The following is a 16,690-nucleotide window of genomic DNA, read 5'->3' on the forward strand; positions in this document are numbered from 1 at the left end:
CGTGCCCACCACATCTGTCGTAACGTGGAGAGATGGTGGGCACGACGCGCGAAGAGCGCGCCTTTGCCCACCCTACGATTTCCGATGACCCGCGACGAATTCCTCGCGCTCGCCTTGCGCAATCCGGTCAACGCCGCGATCCTCGACGAGCTGCACCGGCTTGCGCTAGCGGATGCGTGGCTGGTGTCGGGATGCCTGGTGCAGACGGTGTGGAACGTGCTCACGGGCCGCCCGATCGATCACGGCATCGCCGATTACGACGTGTTCTATTTCGACCCCGACACATCGTGGGAGGCCGAGGATGCGGTGATCCGCACCCTCCATGCGCGCCTCGCGCATCTCGGTGCCAAGATCGAGGTGCGCAACCAGGCCCGCGTGCACGTGTGGTACCCCGCCAAGCACGGCCTGCCCTATCCGCCGCTGAGCAGCTCGAGGGAAGGCATCGACCGCTTCCTCACGCAGAACACGCAAATCGGGATGAGACGCAAGGGCGATGGCTACGAGGTCTACGCGCCGCACGGCTTCGACGATGTCGCGGGGTTGATCACGCGTCCCAATCCGGGTGCGAATTTCTCTGCGGCGAACTATGCGGCGAAGGCCGCGCGCTGGAAGGCGCTGTGGCCGGAGATCACGGTGGTTGCAGCGGAGTGAGATCTCGTAGGGTGGGCAAAGCGAAGCGTGCCCACCACCTCGTGCAATGGCTGAACGATCGTGGGCACGGCGCTGCGCGCCTTTGCCCACCCTACGACAGCAATGACGGCGGTGAGAGCTGCGCCTATCGCACCACGCCCGACGTGAACCCCGCCTTCCTTCGCGGCGGCTTGATTTCCTTCTTCAGGAAACAGCGTGCCTCACGGCCGGTGTAGCCGGGGCGGGCATAGGTGAAGGCGCGGCATTTGTTGTCGGCGGTGCAGGCGGCCTTGCAGGCCTCGACGCCGTCGCCGTCCTTGATCTCGAAATTGCGCAAGTCGCCGCCGGGCCGGTCGATCGACGTCTCGACGCCCTCGACGCGCGGCTCGATCACGCCGGCCCCGCGCACCCCGGAGATACAGCAACTTCCCGGCACGCGCGTCGGCACCGTGTTCTTCAGCCAGCACACCGCCGAGCCGCCTTCGACGTCGGGATAGTTGAAGCTCCAGGAGCGGCAGCGGCGATCGCGCTCGCACAGCAGCGCGCAATCCTCGGGATCGCCCGAGGTGACGGGCGTACTGAAATAGTCGCCGCCGGGCCGATCGAAGGCGGTCTGGGCAGGCGCCGGCACGCTCGCAAATGCAAGCGAAAGCAGCGTGACACATGCCGCGGCGCTGGCCATGACGGCCCCGGACAGGCGGCCCTTCCCCATCGGAACAGCTTTCGAGTTATTGACGACGCTCAGGTTTTTTCAGCCGGTCATTTGATCGCCGCAAACCTGTATGGGCGATGAACGGCTGAAATCCAGGATCTCTGGGTCTCAGAGGTCTAGAACGCGTATTCCGCGTAGGCTGGTTCCACCGAGCCCTTCCAGGGTCCGTTGAATTTATCCAGCATTTCCTCGGCCGGCGTCCGGCCGGCATCGATAATGCGGTCGAGCGGCTCGAGATGCCGCGTTTCGTCGCGGCCGAGCTGGTCGATCCGGCCGCGCCGGCGCAAGCCGGCATGGGCCAGAATCAGGCACTCCTTGGCGATCTCGAACAGGTAGCGGTCCTTGATCCGCGCCTTGAAGCCCATGCGCGGCACGTCGTCGCGCAGGGCCTGGCGTTCATGCGAGGTCCAGTGCTTCACCAGGTCCCAGGCGGCATCGAGCGAAGCATCGTCGTAGAGCAGCCCGACCCAGAACGCCGGCAGTGCCGGCAAGCGGCCCCACGGGCCGCCATCGGAGCCGCGCATCTCGAGATAACGCTTGAGCCGCACTTCGGGGAAGATCGTCGAGAGGTGGTTGGCCCAGTCCGACAAGGTCGGACGCTCGCCGGGAAGATTGTTGTTGCGGCCGTTGAAGAAAGCGCGGAACGAGGAGCCCGAGACGTCGATATATTCCTCGCCGCGCTTGACGAAATACATGGGCACGTCCAGCGCGTAATCGACATAGCGCTCGAACCCCATGCCGTCCTCGAACGCCCACGGCATCATGCCCGAACGGGCATTGTCGGTGTCGCGCCAGATTTCGGAGCGGAAGGAGAGGAAGCCGTTCGGCTTGCCCTCGGTGAACGGCGAATTGGCGAACAAGGCGGTTGCGACCGGTTGAAGCGCGAGCGAGACGCGCAGCTTCTTGACCATGTCGGCTTCGGAGGAGAAATCGAGATTGGTCTGTACCGTGCAGGTCCGATACATCATGTCGAGGCCGTATTGACCGACCTTCGGCATGTAATTGGTCATGATCTTGTAGCGGCCCTTGGGCATCACCGGGATGTCGGCGCGCGACCAGGACGGCGTCATGCCGAGCCCGAGGAAGCCGATGCCGAGCGGCGTTGCGATCTCGCGCACCTGCGCCAAGTGCGCCATCAGCTCGCTCTGGGTCTGGTGCACGTTCTCGACCGGCGCGCCGGAGAGCTCGAACTGTCCGCCGGGCTCGAGCGAGATCGCGCCGCCGCCGGTGACGTCGTAGAGGCCGATGATGTTGCCCTGCTCCATGATCGGCTCCCAGCCGAGCAGGAGCTTCATGCCTTCGAGCAGCGCGCCGATGCCGCGCGCGCCCTCGTAAGGCACCGGACGATGGCCCTCGAGCGTGAACGGCGTCTTCTCGTGCTCGGTACCCATGCGGAATTCGGACGGGTCCTTGCAGCCGGCCTCGAACCACGCGACGAGCTCGTCGCGCGATTGCAGGGGCGTCATGTCGATCTGGTCTCGCGCCATATCAAACTCTAATCAAAAGCGCTTCGACCGAACGCGCGCGGGTGACAGGGACGGCCCGCGAACCCACCGGGGTGCACGGGCGAGCGGATTTGCCGCGCGATCATCGCGACGGCATGCTTTCGTTGGCGGCGGCGGGCGGCAGTTTCATCTCGCCGCAGGAGCAGCCCAGGCGGTCGAGCAGATTGCTGAGCTTGACGGCGTCGGCGTCCGACAGCTTCGAACCGACATATTTCTCGATCGCGGCCGAATAGGCGCCCCACATCCGCTTCTGCAGCTCGCGGCCGGCTTCGGTGATCTCGACGAACTGGCCGCGCTTGTCGATCTTGCATTCGCGCCGCGAGGCGAGGCCCTCGTCGACCAGGCGGTCGATCAGCCGCGAGGTCGAATATTGCGGGATGAGCATCTGCCGCTCGAGCTCGACCGGCCGCAGCTCGCCCGAGGGCGCCCGCGACAGTTCGAGCAGCGCGTCATACCAGGCCAGCGGGGGGAAGCCCGCCTTCTTCAAGTCCTGCTCGACGCAATCGAGCACGCGGCTCTGCACCCGCATCAGGCGGATCCAGGCGGCGGTTGCCTCGGTCGATGGTTTGCGTTTCATGGTCCCGCTCAAGCTCGTCGCCCGTCTCTTACTCCATTCGATGCACCTGCATCAATCTTGACTATTTCAAGCAGGTGCATGTAGTCGTTCTTTCGGCCGAACCAAGCGTCAGGGGAAGGAAATTCCTCGAAACCGGACGGTTTGCCCGGTGTGTGCCCGCCGTCTCCCCACATCGTGCCCCTGGAGACCGGCCCGCCCTATGGCCTGGTCGAGGTCGGTATCGGCGCCAAGAGCCCGAAATGGTGAGGATTATCTGAAGCTGAGCCCCCTTGGGGCCAGGTCCCTCCGCTGGGCCTCGACAGCAATGAGATCGTGACGGAAGGCCAAGTGATTGTCCAGATGATCGCCCATCAGGTCTGGTCCGCCGTTCGCGAAGCACGACCGGCGGGACGACGAAGCGCCGGGTCGATGATTCGGCTCTTTGCTTGCGTCATTTGCTAAATCCGAAGATGCGCGATGCGCTGACGCCGATTTTACGAGCATTGTCTGGGTTAACAATAACTCCGCGTTGTGCGTTCCGAGGACGTCACCATCCTTGTGAGAGCAATGCTCTTGGCTCAGCTTCAGCGTGGGACAGGACGCTGACCGTCGGACCGGAAAAACTATCGTGGCGACTGTACTCCTCCTCCTGCTCGCGAGCGCAATCACCGGCTTGGCGACGGGGCTATTCTTTCGGGTCTGGACTCTATTGCTGGTCTCGCCGGCGACTGCGATCCTTGCCGCGACGGTTCTTCAGACCTCGGGCTTTGGATTCTGGACAGGCGTTCCAATCGTCGTCGGTTGCCTGATTGCCGGCCAGGTCGCCTATTTGGCGGCGACATTCTACGTGCACAGAGGTGAGCTTTCAGTGCAGGACGAGATCGACGGCGAACCAGGCAAGCACCGCCAACGCCACATCAAAGACGAGGACGAGTAGGACCAGGCCGACCCACCAAGGAATTTTTCTGCGCCATCGGAGGAGCCGGCGGCGCAGCCACGGCCGACCAGGCAGCAACAAGGGGGCGTATCTTACCGCAACGCCGGCTGCGCTGTCTTGAGACACCGTGGAAATCATTGCGGGACACCTTCAATGTCGATGGGCCATCCGGTCGTTCATCAGCAAGAGCGGTGCCAGGGTGGAGCGAGCGTGGCCGGGGTGGAGATTGGGTGCTGGTATCTGACGGAAGCGCATCAGGCCGTGTGACAAGGCACAAGGCAGAGCGGCCAAGTCGATGATCCAGCCCCTTCATCGTGAACCACTTGATCAACGGCAACGTCGAAGGAACATCCCCAGGAGACAATTGCCTCCATGAACATGATCGTCCTCATGACCGCCGCCGGCGCGCCGCTTGCGATGCTCGGGCTCTCGACGCCGGTGGCGCCGGAGCGCAATTGCATCTTCATGATCCATCCGCAGATCACCTCGGCCGTGTTCGAGAGCAAGGAAGGCAAGATCGTCTTTCCGGACCGGCCGACCGAATATCCCTGTCGCTACGCCAGGACGAAGAGCGGTGCGGACATCGCCTTCACCAACCAGAATGGCTGGCGCTTCGAGGTGCGCATCGGCCGCGGCGACGAAGGCAGCTGGAAGGCCAGTCTCGCCGACGATGCGGTATCGGGCCGCGCCTTCTCACCGTTCGGTGAGCGCAAATAAAAAGGCCGGATCGATGATCCGGCCTTTGTTTCTGCGTAGCTCCGACGCTTCCGTCAGGCCGCCGCCTTCTTCGGCGCGAAGCGGCCGTAGAAGGTCTCACCCTTCGCCGCCATCTCCTCGAGCAGCTTCGGCGGGGTGAAGCGCGAGCCGTATTTCGCTTCCAGCTTGTGGCAGAGCTCGACGAACTTCTTCGTGCCCATGAAGTCGATATAGGACAGCGTGCCGCCGGTGAACGGCGCGAAGCCGAAGCCGAGGATCGAGCCGACATCGGCCTCGCGCGGATCGGTGATGACGTGATCCTCGACGGTGCGCGCGGCCTCGACCGCCTGCACCACCAGGAAGCGCTGCTTCAGCTCCTCGATGTCAAGCGTATCGGGGTCGAGCTGCTTCGGCTGCAGCGCGGAGAGACCCGGCCACAGGCTCTTCTGGCCCTTGCCCTTCTCGGGGTAATCGTAGAAGCCCTTGCTGTTCTTGCGGCCGAGACGGCCCTGCTTCTCGACCATCTCCACCATCAGCTTCTTCTGCTCGGGATTGATGGCGTTGGGGCCGAGGTCGGCTTCGGTCGCCTTCATGATCTTGAGGCCGAGGTCGAGTGCGACCTCGTCCGAGAGCGAGAGCGGGCCGACCGGCATGCCGGCCATCTTGGCGCAGTTCTCGATCATCGCGGGCGGCACGCCCTCCAGGAACATCTCGTTGCCTTCGGCGACGTAACGGCCGACGCAGCGATTGGCGAAGAAGCCGCGGGAGTCGTTGACCACGATCGGCGTCTTGCCGATCTGGCGGACGTAGTCGAGCGCGGTCGCGAGCGCGACGTCGCCGGTGTTCTTGCCGAGGATGATTTCGACCAGCATCATCTTCTCGACCGGCGAGAAGAAGTGGATGCCGATGAACTTGCCCTGATCCCTGAAGCTCTCGGCCAGCGAGGTGATCGGCAATGTCGAGGTGTTGGAGGCGAAGACCACGTCGGGCTTCAGATATTGCTGCGCCTTGGCGAAGGTCTCCGCCTTGACCTTGCGGTCCTCGAACACGGCCTCGACGACGAGGTCGACGTCCTTCAGCGCGGCATAGTCCGCGGTCGGCGTGATGCGCGCGAGCAGCGCTTCGGCGTCCGCAGGCTTGGCGCGGCCCTTCTTGATCTGCTCCTCGATCACCTTCTGCGCATGCGCCTTGCCCTTGTCGGCGCTCTCCTGGTCGCGGTCGATCAGGACGACGTCGAGGCCGGCGCGCGCCGAGACGTAGCCGACGCTGGCGCCCATGAAGCCGGCGCCGATCACGGCGATCTTCTTCACCTTGGTTGCGGGAACATCCTTCGGACGGCGCGCGCCCTTGTTGAGCTCCTGCATCGACAGGAACAGGCTGCGGATCATCGCGGCCGCTTCCTTCGAGCGCAGCACCGAGGTGAAGTAGCGCGACTCCACGCGCAGCGCCGCGTCGATCGGCAGCTGCAGGCCTTCATAGACGCAGCTCATGATCGCCCGCGCGGCCGGGTAATTGTCGTAGGTTTCGCGGCGATAGATCGCGTTGCCGGCCGGGAACATCATCATGCCGGCCTTGGAGAACACCGGACCGCCCGGGAGCTTGAAGCCCTTCTCGTCCCAGGGCGCGATCGCCTTGCCGCCGCCCTTGATCCAGTCCTTCGCCGCCTTGATGAGATCGGCGGCCGGAACGATGGCGTGGATCAGGTTCAGCGCCTTGGCCTTGTCGACCGTAACAGGATCGCCCTTGAGCAGGATCGTCATCGCGTCCTGCGGCGGCACCAGGCGCGGCACCCGCTGCGTGCCGCCGGCACCGGGGAAGAGGCCGACCTTGACCTCGGGCAGGCCGAGGCGGGTCTTGGGATTCTCGGCCGCGACGCGGTAGTGGCAGCACAGCGTGATCTCGAAACCGCCGCCGAGCGCGAGGCCGTTGATCGCCGCCGCCCACGGCTTGCCTGAGGTTTCGATTCCGCGCAGCACCTGCGAGAAGCGCCGGCTCTGGTCGAACAGCATCTGGTTCGCCGCGGTCTCGCCCTGCTCCTTGAAGACCTTCGCATAGGCCTGGTTCATGCCTTCGAGCATGGACAGGTCCGCGCCGGCGCAGAATGCTTCCTTGGCCGAGGTGATGACGACGCCCTTCACCGCGGCGTCGGCCGTGGTCGCCTTGACGATCGCCTCGAGCTCGTTCGTGGAGGTCTCGTCGAGCACGTTCATGGAACGGCCCGGGATGTCCCAGGTGACGAGCGCGATGCCGTCTGCGTCGGTCTCAACCTTGAAGTTCTTGTACGACATGTTGGTTGCTCCCTACCCTTACACGCGCTCGATGATGGTCGCGGTGCCCATGCCGCCGCCGATGCACAGCGTGACGAGGGCGGTGGACTTGTTGGTGCGCTCGAGCTCGTCGAGCACGGTGCCGAGGATCATCGCGCCGGTCGCCCCCAAGGGATGGCCGAGCGCGATCGCGCCGCCATTGACGTTGATCTTGGCATTGTCGATGTCGAAGGCCTGGATGTAGCGCAGCACGACCGAGGCGAAGGCCTCGTTGAGCTCGAACAGGTCGATGTCCGACTTCTTCATGCCGGAACGCGCAAACAGCTTCTCGGTGACGTCGACCGGACCGGTCAGCATCATCGCCGGCTCCGAGCCGATGTTGGCGAAGGCACGGATTTTTGCGCGCGGCTTCAGGCCGTACTTCGCACCCGCCTCCTTGCTGCCCAGCAGCACGGCGCCGGCGCCGTCGACGATGCCCGAGGAATTGCCGGCATGGTGCACGTAGTTGACGCGCTCGATCTCCGGGTGCGACTGGATCGCAACGCCGTCGAAGCCGCCCATCTGCGCCATCATCGTGAACGAGGGCTGCAGCTGCGCCAGCGACTGCATCGTCGTCGAGGGACGCATATGCTCGTCCTTGGCGAGGATGGTGAGGCCGTTGATGTCCTTCACCGGCACCACGGACTTGTTGAAGCGGCCTTCGTCCCAGGCTTTGCCGGCGCGCTGCTGGCTCTGCACGGCGTAGGCGTCGACGTGGTCGCGCGAGAAGCCGTATTTGGTGGCGATCAGGTCGGCCGAGACGCCCTGCGGCATGAAGTAAGCCGGCACCGCCATCGAGGGATCCATCGGCCAGGCTCCGCCGGAAGCACCGATGCCGACGCGGCTCATCGATTCGGCGCCGCCGCCGATCACGAGCTCATGCTGGCCGCTCATGATCTGCGCCGCGGCGAAGTTCACGGCATCGAGGCCGGAGGCGCAGAAGCGACTGATCTGCACGCCCGGCACGGCTTCGCCGAGACCGGCCTTCAGCGCCGCGAAGCGCGCGATGTCGGAGCCCGCTTCGCCGACCGGATCGACCACGCCGAGCACGACGTCATCGACCGAATCCTCGGGAAGGTTGTTGCGGTCCTTCAGCGCCTTCAACGGCACGGTCGCGAGCGCGAGCGCGGTGACTTCGTGCAGCGCGCCGTCCGCCTTGCCGCGGCCGCGCGGGGTGCGAACGTGGTCGTAGATGAATGCCTCAGGCATGACGCCCTCCTGATGTGATGTTCGATACGATTGGGAGCAGGCAGCGAAAGCAGGCTCAGAACGCTTCCGCCGGCAATTCCATGATGGTGGCGCAGCCGGCTTGGATGCGCGCCAGATTGGCCGCGGTCTCCGGCAGCATCCGCTCCATGAAGAAACGGCCGGTGACGAGCTTGGTCGAGAGATAGGGCGTCGCCCCGCTCTCGGCAATCTTCCCTAGCGTCACCTTGGCCATCCGCGCCCACATGTAGCCGAGCGCGACGAAGCCGAAGAGATGCAGGTAGTCGGTCGCGGCGGCACCGGCATTGTCAGGCTTGGCCATCGCGTTCTGCATCAGCCAGGTCGTCGCCTGCTGCAGATGGCCGAGCGAGGTCGAGAGCGGGGTGATGAAGGGCTTGAGCGCCTCGTCGCCGCCGTTCTCCTTGGCGAAGGCCATGACCTCGCCGAAGAAGGCCATGATGGCGCGGCCGCCGTCGCGCGGCAGCTTGCGGCCGACCAGGTCGAGCGCCTGGATGCCGTTGGCGCCTTCATAGATCATGGCGATGCGCGCATCGCGCACGAACTGCTCCATGCCCTGTTCGGCGATGTAGCCGTGGCCGCCGTACATCTGCTGCGCCTGCACCGCGTTGGCGAAGCCGTAATCGGTGAGGAAGCCCTTCAGCACCGGCGTCATCAGGCCCATGTGATCGTCGGCGGCCTGGCGGTCCTTCGGGTCTTCGGAGCGGTGGGCGACGTCGCTCTTCAGCGCGGTCCACATCACGAAGGCACGCGCGGCCTCGTTGAAGGCGCGGATCGAGAGCAGCGTGCGGCGCACGTCCGGATGCACGATGATCGGGTCGGCCTGCTTGTCCGGCGCCTTGGCGCCGGTGAGCGCGCGGCCCTGGATGCGCTCGCGGGCATAGGCGACCGCGTTCTGGTAGGCGACCTCGGACTGCGCGAGGCCCTGCACGGCGACGCCGAGCCGGGCCTCGTTCATCATCACGAACATGCCCTGCATGCCCTTGTTCTCTTCGCCGATCAGCCAGCCGGTGGCGTTGTCGTAGTTCATCACGCAGGTCGAATTGCCGTGGATGCCCATCTTGTGCTCGATCGAGCCGCAGACCACGCCGTTGCGGGCGCCGACCGAACCGTCGGCGTTGACCAGGAACTTCGGCACCACGAACAGCGACACGCCCTTGATGCCGGCCGGCGCGCCCTCGATGCGGGCGAGCACGAGATGGATGATGTTGTCGGCGAGATCGTGCTCACCGGCCGAGATGAAGATCTTGGTGCCCGTGATCTTGAAGCTGCCGTCGGCCTGCCGCACCGCCTTGGTGCGGAGCATGCCGAGATCGGTGCCGCAATGCGGCTCGGTGAGGTTCATGGTGCCGGTCCATTCGCCGGCCACCATCTTCGGCACGTAGGTCTTCTTCTGCTCCGGCGAGCCGTGCACCAGAAGCGCCGCAGTCGCGCCCATGGTGAGGCCGCCATACATCGAGAACGCCATGTTGGCGGAGATCTGGAATTCGTTGACGGCTTGCGAGAGCGTCACCGGCAGGCCCTGGCCGCCATATTCGGTCGGCGCCGACAGGCCGAGCCAGCCGCCCTCGACGACCTGCTTGAAGGCCTCCTTGAAACCCTTCGGCGTGGTGACGCTGCCGTCTTCACCGCGCTTGCAGCCTTCGAGATCGCCGACGCGGTTGAGCGGCTGCAGCACCTCTTCGGCGAGCTTGGCGGCTTCGCCGAGAATGGCCTCGCGCACGTCGCTCGATGCATCGGAGAAGCCGGCGAGGTTGTCGTAGCGGTCGATCTGGAAGACGTCGTTGAGCAGGAAGTTCACGTCTTCGACGGGGGCTTTATAGATCGGCATGGGGGTCTCCCGGCGTAGGGCTTTTAGGGGTGATGTTGAGCTTATGATTGGGCGGCGGCAAGCTGCTCCGCCATCAGGCGGTGCAGCATGTTGATCGCCTTGAGCGGACGCACCATCACCTTGAAATGGGTGATGCGGCCCTCGGTATCGAAGCTGATGATGTCGACGCCGTTGATCTCGATGCCGTCGATGACATTCTTGAATTCGAGCACGGCGCCGCGCTCGCTCTTCCATTCACCGACATAGGTGAAGCCGGGACCGCCGAGCACCTTCTCGGCGCTGGAGAGGTATTTGAAGGTGATGTCGCGGCCGGCTTGCGGCGTGTGCACGACGGGGCTTTCGAACACGGCGTCGGGATGCAGGAGGTCCCAGAGCGCGGCGCGGTCGTGCGACTTCATGTAGGCGTACCAGGAATCGAGGCCGGTCATTCTCAGGTGCCTCCCTAGGCTAAGGGCAAAACTGCGAAAACAACCCCATGCACAGTAGAGATGTGATTGAACTCGCTTGATTATTCAGTCGGGCCTTTGACCCGCCTGCACGCTGCCTCATATGCACATTGACGCATATGCGCCGATGCGCATAAAGTCAAGCAGCTTGGTCAAACCTCAGAAGGAAGGCCAGTCATGGCACTGGGCGACGCAATCCTCGCATGCCTGACGGAACGCCCGATGACGGGCTACGAGCTCGCCAAGACGTTCGATTCCTCGATCGGCTTCTTCTGGAAGGCCGACCATCAACAAATCTACCGCGAGCTCTCCAAGCTGCGCGACCGCGGCTACATCCAGGGCCGCGAGGTGGTGCAGTCAGGCAAGCCCAACAAGCTGATTTATACGCTGACTCCCGAGGGCCGAACAGCACTGCGGCACTGGGCCGCGCGGCCAAGCACGCCGCCCTCGATCAAGGACGACCTCCTGGTGCGGCTGCATGCGCTCGACAGCATCGACATCGAGCCCATGCGCACCGACCTGATGGCCCGCCTGGAGCACCACCGCGACCGCCACGCCAATTATGAGCGCATCCTGAAGAAACGCTTTCCCGACGGCACGGCGGAAGGCCGGCTCGACCTCGGCAATCTGCTGCTGCTTCAGCTCGGCGCCCGTCACGAGCAGATGGTGGCCGATTTCTGCGAAGAGGCACTGGAAGCGCTGTCGGCGATGAGCGGCAAGGCCACGGTGGTGCCGATCGAGGATGGCAAGCGCGAGAAGGGCTGAGACGCCGGGCAGGCATCCAGCCCGCCTACTTGAAAGCTGTTGCGACACTTGTCATATTGAATACGACAAGTGGCGAGACCACCCATGAACCAAGTCGCTCAATCTCCTGATGTGGCCCGGCTGGCAGCAGTTGCCCGACTTCTCGGAGGGACCGCCACCTTCCGGAAGATGCCGCGGAGCCCGCTGGAGGCTCACGAAATCCTCTTGAACGGACTTCCGTCCAAGGCGCTGCTGCATTTCGTCGACAACCTCGTGTTTCTGCGCTGGGACGATTCCTTCGCCAGGGCGATCGGAATGAGCCACCGCACCTATCAGCGCCACACTGCGGAAAACATCAGGCAGCTCAGCCCCGAGCAGAGCGGCCGCGCCTGGAAGCTCGCCGAGATATTGGCCAAGGCGACGGCGGTTTTCGGATCGAAGGATGAGGCCGAGCAATGGCTGGAGCGCCCGGCGATCGGCCTCGATCAGCGCAAGCCGATCGACCTGCTGGCGACGCCCGCCGGCGTCGAGCTCGTCGAAGAGCTTCTGGCGCGGCTCGAATACGGCGTTTACGCGTGACGCCGCTTCCGGCCGCGCTCGGAGGCTCCGAGCTGGTGGCCTGGCGTCTGGATCAATCCAAATATGCAGCGACCTGGGACAGCGGAGAGGGCGCGTTTCTCGTCGGTGGTCGCTGGAACAGCAAAGGCGTTCGCGCGGTGTATTGTTCGATCGATCCCGCGACGGCGATCTTGGAAGTCGCCGTCCATAAGGGATTTCGCGCGTTGGACATGGTGTCCCATGTGATGACGTCCGCGACCATCGATCCGGCCGGCGTCTTCGTGGTCGAGCCCGGCACTGTTCCAAATCCCAATTGGCTGAGACCAGGCATACCCAGTGCCGGCCAGCAGGCATTCGGGGATGAGCTGCTTGCAAGACACAGCTTTGTCGTGATCCCGAGTGTGGTCTCGACGGCAAGCTGGAACCTGATCTTCATCGCCGCAAATGCCGCCGGCGCCTATAAGCTGCAATCGCAGGACCCGTTTGCGCTGGACACGCGCCTGCATCCCCCGGGCCGCTAGGTGCGCTCTCCGATGAGCGGCAAGGCCACGGTGGTGCCGCTGGAGGATGGCAAGCGCGAGAAGGGCTGAGACGGCGGCCAACGACGCTACGGCGTGCTGCCGCCACATCCACCGGTGTCATGCCCCGCGAAGGCGGGGCATCCCGTACTCCGTGACGGCGCGGCTGGAATCGAGCCGCCGCGGCGTACTGGATCGCCCGCCTTCGCGGACGATGACAGCGGAGTGTGTGGCGAGAGCACGCCGCCTAAAGGTGCAGCGACGTCACTCCCGGCAGCCCAGTTCCCGCCGCCCAACTTTAAGACAGCCGGGCCGCGTTCCTTAACCCGTTATTTACCGTAACAGGAAAAAGTCGGTTTTCGAGGCAGACGACCCGCGCCAAATTCGATTGTCTTTACAACCGGCACGCGTGGGGAAGCTGGAGGCGCCGGGTGGGGTGCCGAAGTCGGAACCGGACAGAGTCATGAATTCGCGCGTATCGTGGAGTGTTGACGGCATCGATCCATCCGTCCGGGAGCGGGCCGAGGCTGCTGCGCGTCGTGCCGGCATGTCGCTCAACGATTGGCTGAACTCCACGCTCGGCGAAACTGCCCCGCCCAATTTTCGCGGACCTTACGATCAGCGTCCGCAGCACATGCCGAGCCAGGAGAGCCGCGAAGTCGCCGACATCCACCAGCGGCTCGACGCGATCACCCAGCAGATCGAGCGGATCTCAAAACCCGCCCCGCGCCAAGACTCCTCGCGCCAAGACTCCTCAAGACCAGACGTCTCGCGCGAGCAGGGCGTCGCGCGCCAGCTCAACGACGCAATCTCGCGGCTCGACGCGCGCCTGTCGCAGATCTCCCGCCCGCAGCGGCAACCGCCGCAGCCGCAAGCCCCGCGCCCCACCCCGGCCGAGGCGCGCCAGCGCCAGGCCGATGCCGTCGAGCGCGCAGCCGCGCAGGTCTATCGCAGCTCACCACCCCTGAGCCCGGCTTCGTTCGACGTCGCGGTCGCCGAGATCACGGCGCGCCAGAGCGAGCTCGACGGCTTTACGCCGAGGCAGATGCCGCCGCGTGCCGCGCCGTCGCTCGCGCCAACGGCTGCTTACGCGCCGCCGATGGCACCGCCCGCCCCTGCCTATGCGCCGCCGCCACCGCAGCCGGACTTTTCCTCGCTCGAGCGCCATCTGCTCAAGATCACGAGCCAGATCGAATCGCTGCAGCGGCCCGACAATACCGAGCAGGCCATCAATGCCTTCCGCAGCGAGCTGGCCGAAATCCGCGCCGCCATCACCGAGGCGATGCCGCGGCGCGCGATCGAATCGATCGAGAACGAGATCCGCTCGCTGCATCGCCGGATCGACGAAACCCGCTCCAACGGCACCGACGGGCAGGTTCTCGCCGGCATCGAGCGCGCACTGTCCGACATCAAGCAGGTGCTGCGCACGCTGACGCCGGCCGAGCAGCTCACCGGCTACGACGAGGCGATCCGCAATCTCGGCGCCAAGCTCGACCTGATCCTGCGCGCCAATGACGATCCGTCGACCGTGCAGCAGCTCGAGGGCGCGATCTCGGCGCTGCGCGCCATCGTCTCCAACGTCGCCTCCAACGAGGCGCTCGCGCGTTTGTCCGAAGACGTGCAGCTGCTGTCGTCCAAGGTCGACCAGATCACCCGCGCCTCCGGTCACGGCGACAGCTTTGCGGTGCTGGAGCAGCGCATCGCGGCGCTCACCGCCGCGCTGGAAACGCGCGAGCGGCCGCAGCCGTCCGAGAGCACCGAGCATCTCGAAGCTGCGATCCGCGCGCTGTCGGACCGGTTCGACCGCATGCAGGTCGGCAACGATTCCGCCTCGACCTTCGCCCATCTCGAGCAGCGGGTCTCGTATCTGCTGGAGCGGATCGAGGCCGCGGCCGATCCGCGCAACGGCAATTTGAGCCGCGTCGAGGACGGCCTGCACGACATCCTCAGGCACCTGGAACGGCAGCAGGCGACCTATGCCGCGCTGGCCGAGAGCCGCAGCTCCGCAGCTCCGCCCGATTCCGGCATGGTCGATCTCGTCAAGCGCGAGCTCTCCGACATCCGCTTCAGCCAGGCCGAGACCAACCGGCACACCCAGGACTCGCTCGAGGCCGTCCACAGCGCGCTCGGCCACGTCGTCGATCGCCTCTCGATGATCGAGGGCGATCTGCGCGCGGTGCGCACCGCGCCGCCTCCCCCCGCCCCGCAGCCGATGCCGATGCCCACGGCGGCGGCGATGGAGCCGGCGCCAATGGCGCGCGAGCCGCGGCCGCAGCCGCAAGCACAGCCGCCGAAATACGATCCGAAGCCCGAACTGCCCAATCCCGCTGCCGCGCAGCCAGCGCCGGCCGCCTTCGTCGCCGCGCCGCGCGAATTCCACGCCGCCGCCCCCGCCGCGCCACCGCCCGTGCCGGCGGCACCACCGGTTCCGCCGCGTGCGATCAGCGAGATCCTGGAGCCGCACACCGCGCGCGCTGCACTCGCGCCGGAACTGCCGCCGGATCACCCGCTCGAGCCGGGCACCCGGCCGGGCGGACGCCTCGCCTCGCCGTCGGAACGCATCGCCGCCTCCGAGAGCGCGATCAGCGAAATTGCCGCCGCACCGAAGGAGCCGGTGTCGTCGTCGAGCTTCATCGCCGCCGCCCGCCGCGCCGCGCAGGCCGCCGCCGCGCAGCCGCCCGAGAAGCCGGCCCGTGGCGCCAAGGCCGCGATCGCCCGCGCCAAGGAGAAGGGCCAGGAAGGTGGCTCGACCATCACCTCGAAGATCCGCTCGCTGCTGGTCGGCGCGAGCGTGGTCGTGATCGTGCTCGGCACCTTCAAGATGGCAATGAACCTGCTCGAAGGCGGCAGCCTGTCACCGACGCCGCAGGCGATGCAAAACATTCCGAGCGAGCCGGCACCGCAGGTTGCGCCACCGCCGGTCGAGACCAAGCCGGCCGCGCCGGAACAGATCACCCCGTCGATGACCTCGCCGACACCGCTCGGACGGCAGTCGCAGAACAACGCCGCGCCGGCTCCCATTCCCAATTCCGGCAGCGCGGCCTCGGTTGAAATCCCGCAAGCGCCTGCCGCAGCGGTGCCGCCGCCGACCTCCAGCGACGTCACCGGCGCGCTGTCGGGCAGCAGCCGCGCCAGGCTTGGCGTGATTCAGGTGCCGCCGAGCGAGAAGCTGCCTGACGGCATCGGCGGCCCGGCCCTGCGCAATGCCGCGATGAAGGGCGATGCGACCGCGGCCTACGAGATCGGCGTGCGCTTTGCCGAAGGCAAGGGCGTCGCCACCAATTACGACGAAGCGGCGAAGTGGTACGATCGCGCGGCGCAGGCCGGGGTCGTCCCCGCAACCTTCCGTCTCGGCACGCTCTACGAAAAGGGCTTGGGGGTGAAGAAGGACGCCGACATCGCGCGCCGCTACTACACCCAGGCCGCCGAGCGCGGCAACGCCAAGGCGATGCACAATCTCGCCGTGCTCGATGCCGACGGCGGCGGTCGCGGCGCCAACTACAAGAGCGCGGCGCAGTGGTTCCGGAAAGCGGCCGATCGCGGTGTCGCCGACAGCCAGTTCAACCTCGGCATCCTCTATGCCCGCGGCATCGGCGTCGAGCAGAACCTCGCCGAATCCTACAAATGGTTCAGCTTAGCTGCCGCCCAGGGCGATGCGGATGCCGCCGGCAAGCGTGACGACGTCGCCAAGCGCCTCGACCCGCAATCGCTCGCCGCCGCCAAGCTCGCGATCCAGACCTTCAGCGCCGAGCCGCAGCCCGACGATGCCGTCAACGTTGCGGCCCCGAACGGCGGCTGGGACAGCGCACCGCAGGCCAGCGCCAAGCCGGCCCCGAAGCCAATCGCGACCAAGCGCTCGGCATCAGCGGCGCATTGAGCCGCATCGCATTCGATCCGACGCGGCGACACCTCCAACCCTCCCCCGCAAGCGCTGGGCTACCACATATGACTTGTGGCGGCGGCCTGCGCGCACGCCTCGTCCTTCGAGACGGCGCTGACGCGCCTCCTCAGGATGAGGCTAATCAGC

The 16,690-nt window shown here is 65.7% G+C and carries 14 protein-coding genes; 7 read left to right on the top strand and 7 right to left on the bottom strand.

Annotated features, from left to right (window positions below):
• The first annotated feature begins 84 nt into the window (after positions 1-84).
• Positions 85-651 (top strand): nucleotidyltransferase family protein, encoded by a 567-nt coding sequence (locus ACNJYA_RS36605; RefSeq protein ID WP_439364833.1) that lies wholly within the window; start codon positions 85-87, stop codon positions 649-651.
• A gap of 124 nt (positions 652-775) precedes the next feature.
• On the opposite strand, the gene ACNJYA_RS36610 is transcribed toward ACNJYA_RS36605, so the two are convergent.
• From ACNJYA_RS36610 to ACNJYA_RS36620, 3 genes are all read right to left on the bottom strand, one after another.
• Complete coding sequence (locus ACNJYA_RS36610; RefSeq protein ID WP_172786074.1) at positions 776-1,342, bottom strand: PAN domain-containing protein; 567 nt, start codon at positions 1,340-1,342, stop codon at positions 776-778.
• Between the two features lie 116 nt (positions 1,343-1,458).
• Positions 1,459-2,829, bottom strand: coding sequence for a glutamate--cysteine ligase (locus ACNJYA_RS36615; protein ID WP_172786075.1), 1,371 nt, complete (start codon positions 2,827-2,829; stop codon positions 1,459-1,461).
• Positions 2,830-2,929: 100 nt separating this feature from the next.
• The gene (locus tag ACNJYA_RS36620; RefSeq protein ID WP_172786076.1) at positions 2,930-3,424 is read right to left on the bottom strand and encodes a MarR family winged helix-turn-helix transcriptional regulator; all 495 of its coding nucleotides are present in this window, start codon (positions 3,422-3,424) and stop codon (positions 2,930-2,932) included.
• Between the two features lie 607 nt (positions 3,425-4,031).
• On the opposite strand from ACNJYA_RS36620, the gene ACNJYA_RS36625 reads away from it, so the two are divergent.
• Positions 4,032-4,340 (top strand): hypothetical protein, encoded by a 309-nt coding sequence (locus ACNJYA_RS36625; RefSeq protein WP_439401680.1) that lies wholly within the window; start codon positions 4,032-4,034, stop codon positions 4,338-4,340.
• Positions 4,341-4,712: 372 nt separating this feature from the next.
• A complete protein-coding gene (locus ACNJYA_RS36630) occupies positions 4,713-5,057 on the top strand; it encodes a hypothetical protein (RefSeq protein WP_172786077.1) in 345 nt (114 codons plus the stop codon).
• 53 nt (positions 5,058-5,110) lie between these two features.
• Here ACNJYA_RS36630 and ACNJYA_RS36635 read toward each other — a convergent pair whose 3' ends face one another.
• Genes ACNJYA_RS36635 through ACNJYA_RS36650 form a run of 4 tightly spaced genes read right to left on the bottom strand, consistent with a single transcriptional unit; the run spans position 5,111 to position 10,825 of the window.
• A complete protein-coding gene (locus ACNJYA_RS36635; protein ID WP_439401681.1) occupies positions 5,111-7,324 on the bottom strand; it encodes an FAD-dependent oxidoreductase in 2,214 nt (737 codons plus the stop codon).
• An 18-nt stretch (positions 7,325-7,342) separates the two neighbouring features.
• Positions 7,343-8,551, bottom strand: coding sequence for an acetyl-CoA C-acetyltransferase (locus tag ACNJYA_RS36640; protein ID WP_439401682.1), 1,209 nt, complete (start codon positions 8,549-8,551; stop codon positions 7,343-7,345).
• Positions 8,552-8,606: 55 nt separating this feature from the next.
• Entirely contained in the window at positions 8,607-10,397 is a 1,791-nt protein-coding gene (locus ACNJYA_RS36645; protein ID WP_212256132.1) for an acyl-CoA dehydrogenase C-terminal domain-containing protein, read from the bottom strand.
• A gap of 41 nt (positions 10,398-10,438) precedes the next feature.
• The gene (locus ACNJYA_RS36650; RefSeq protein ID WP_260381197.1) at positions 10,439-10,825 is read right to left on the bottom strand and encodes a nuclear transport factor 2 family protein; all 387 of its coding nucleotides are present in this window, start codon (positions 10,823-10,825) and stop codon (positions 10,439-10,441) included.
• 195 nt (positions 10,826-11,020) lie between these two features.
• On the opposite strand from ACNJYA_RS36650, the gene ACNJYA_RS36655 reads away from it, so the two are divergent.
• The 4 genes from ACNJYA_RS36655 (at position 11,021) to ACNJYA_RS36670 (ending at position 16,540) form a co-directional block, all read left to right on the top strand.
• Entirely contained in the window at positions 11,021-11,608 is a 588-nt protein-coding gene (locus ACNJYA_RS36655) for a PadR family transcriptional regulator (RefSeq protein WP_036020538.1), read from the top strand.
• An 84-nt stretch (positions 11,609-11,692) separates the two neighbouring features.
• Complete coding sequence (parS, locus tag ACNJYA_RS36660) at positions 11,693-12,166, top strand: type II RES/Xre toxin-antitoxin system antitoxin (RefSeq protein ID WP_212256129.1); 474 nt, start codon at positions 11,693-11,695, stop codon at positions 12,164-12,166.
• On the top strand, positions 12,163-12,666 hold the full coding sequence (locus tag ACNJYA_RS36665) for an RES family NAD+ phosphorylase (protein ID WP_439401683.1): 504 nt from the start codon (positions 12,163-12,165) through the stop codon (positions 12,664-12,666). The genes parS and ACNJYA_RS36665 overlap by 4 nt, the downstream gene beginning before the upstream one ends.
• 460 nt (positions 12,667-13,126) lie before the next feature.
• The gene (locus ACNJYA_RS36670) at positions 13,127-16,540 is read left to right on the top strand and encodes a hypothetical protein (protein WP_439401684.1); all 3,414 of its coding nucleotides are present in this window, start codon (positions 13,127-13,129) and stop codon (positions 16,538-16,540) included.
• Positions 16,541-16,690: the final 150 nt, after the last annotated feature.

Source organism: Bradyrhizobium sp. BLXBL-01 (assembly GCF_051853025.1).
Classification (GTDB): Bacteria; Pseudomonadota; Alphaproteobacteria; order Rhizobiales; family Xanthobacteraceae; genus Bradyrhizobium.